The sequence below is a fragment of the Actinomadura sediminis genome (assembly GCF_042675525.1).
Taxonomy (GTDB): Bacteria; Actinomycetota; Actinomycetes; order Streptosporangiales; family Streptosporangiaceae; genus Spirillospora; species Spirillospora sediminis.
Window position 1 is genome coordinate 1 of sequence record NZ_JBHTJA010000243.1, and the last position, 1,876, is coordinate 1,876.

Genomic DNA, 1,876 nt, shown 5'->3' on the forward strand with positions numbered 1-1,876 from the left:
GAACGCCGGGGAGCGCGTCCTCGTCGTCGCCGCCGACGCCGCTGCCGGGCTCGGCGATCCCGGCGCGGGGGAGCGCCGGCCCGGGCAGGCCGACCACGAGGCGCTCGCCGCGCTGCGCCTGGTCATCACGGACGTGCTGGTGTTCACCGGCGTGCCGCCGGAGGAGGCCGCCGCGGCGGTCCGGGCGGGGACCGGCGAGTTCGACATCCCGGCGCCGCCGAGGACGCCGCGCGTTCCCCTCGTGTCCGCGCGCCGCCGTCGCGCTGCCCGCCGCGTCCGCCAGCCGCGCCCGCGGCCGGGCGGGCGCGGCGGCTGACGGGCGTCCGGCCGCCGGAGCCCCTCGACCGCGGCGAGGCGGTCTTCGGGCCGGGCGAAGACGCGGCGGCCGCCGTCCGGCCCGTGCCGCGTCCGTCCCCGCGCACGATGGCCGCACGATGGCCATCTGACCGCCCGGATCGAGGCCGTGCGGCCCGGCATGCTGCACGCCTGTCTCGTCCGCGCCCCGCCGGCGCCCGCATCGCCCGGGACGGACGCCGCCGCGGTGCTCGCGCTCGGCGGCGTCCACGCGGCGTTCACCGCGGCGGGCCTCAGCCCGGACGCGCGCCGCCCGGCCGGTCGAGCTGGCGCGGCGGCGGTCACGTGCCGCCCGCGTTGTCCCTCGCGCGCTCGCCGGTCCGGCCGGAGGCGGTGCCGGCCGACCGGTCGTCCGGTGCGGGGGCGGAGCGTCCCGCCGCGGGGTCCGGTCGCCCGCCGCGGTCCCGCCGGGAGCCGTCCAGGAGCCCGCGGGCCAGTGCCCGCGCGACGTGCCACATGAACCGCATCGCGCCCTCCGATCATGATCACTGTAAAACGATCACGGGTCGGTGGTTCGTTCCGTCACACGTCGGCGAGGAGGACCGCCGGGTTCTCGACGAGGTCGGCCACATGGCGCAGGAACCCGCCGGCGGCGCCGCCGTCGCACACCCGGTGGTCGAAGGTGAGGGAGAGCTGCGTCACCTGGCGCGGCACGACCGCGTCGCCGACCACCCAGGGACGCCCGGTGACGCGGCCGACGCCCAGCAGCCCGGCCTCGGGATGGTTGATGATCGGGGTGGAGCCGTCCACGCCGAACACCCCGTAGTTGTTCAGGGTGAACGTGCCGCCGGTCAGCTCGCCGGGCGGGAGTCTCCCCGACCGCGCGAGGCCGGTGAGGCGGGCCAGCTCGGCGGCGAGCCCCGCCGTCGTCAGCAGGTGCGCGTCCCGGACGACGGGCACGACGAGCCCCCGGTCGGTCTGCGCGGCGAACCCGAGATGGACGTGCCCGTGCCGGACGATCTCGCCGCGTTCCGCGTCGACCGACGCGTTCAGTTCGGGGAAGCGCCGCAGGCCGTCCACGCAGATGCGGGCCAGCAGAGCCAGGAGGCCGACGCGGAGACCGGGCCGCGCCTCCCGCAGTGCGTCCCGCACCGCGAGCAGCCCGGTGGCGTCGACGTCCACCCAGGTGGTGGCGTCGGGGATCTCCCGGCGGCTGCGGGCCGTCCGGTCGGCGACCGTCCGGCGCAGCCCGCGCAGCGGGATCCGCTCCGCCGTGAACCCGCCCGCGGAGGCGGACGCCGCAGGTGAGAGCGCGCCCGGCGAAGATGCGCCCGGCGAAGATGCGCCCGGCGAAGATTTGCCCGGGGTGGACGCGCCCGGGGTGGACGTGGTCGCGGTGGGTGTGGTCGCGGCGGGCTCCGCCGAGGACGCCTGGGCGGCGATGGCGCGGTCGATGTCGCGGCGCAGGACCACCCCGCGCGGGCCGGTCGGGCGGACGGCCGCGATGTCGACGCCGTGCTCGCGGGCGAACCGGCGGTCGAGCGGGGAGATCACCCGGGGCGCGTGCCGCGGCGGCTCGGCC

The 1,876-nt window shown here is 78.7% G+C and carries 2 protein-coding genes and 1 pseudogene; 1 reads left to right on the plus strand and 2 read right to left on the minus strand.

Features of this window, described 5'->3' with window-relative positions:
- Nucleotides 1-316: pseudogene (locus ACFQ11_RS37655) on the plus strand (hypothetical protein); the annotation flags it as partial.
- A gap of 319 nt (nucleotides 317-635) precedes the next feature.
- On the opposite strand, the gene ACFQ11_RS37660 reads toward ACFQ11_RS37655, so the two are convergent.
- Nucleotides 636-821, minus strand: a complete 186-nt coding sequence (locus ACFQ11_RS37660; RefSeq protein ID WP_378307730.1) for a hypothetical protein — start codon at nucleotides 819-821, stop codon at nucleotides 636-638.
- A gap of 55 nt (nucleotides 822-876) precedes the next feature.
- Nucleotides 877-1,876, minus strand: a 1,000-nt coding sequence (locus ACFQ11_RS37665) for a dihydrolipoamide acetyltransferase family protein (protein WP_378307732.1), incomplete at its 5' end; no start/stop codon positions are given.

What these genes read in the sequence shown, in the direction of transcription:
- ACFQ11_RS37660 (WP_378307730.1), bottom strand. Translation starts at nt 821, where the DNA reads ATGCGGTTCATGTGGCACGTCGCGCGGGCACTGGCCCGCGGGCTCCTG.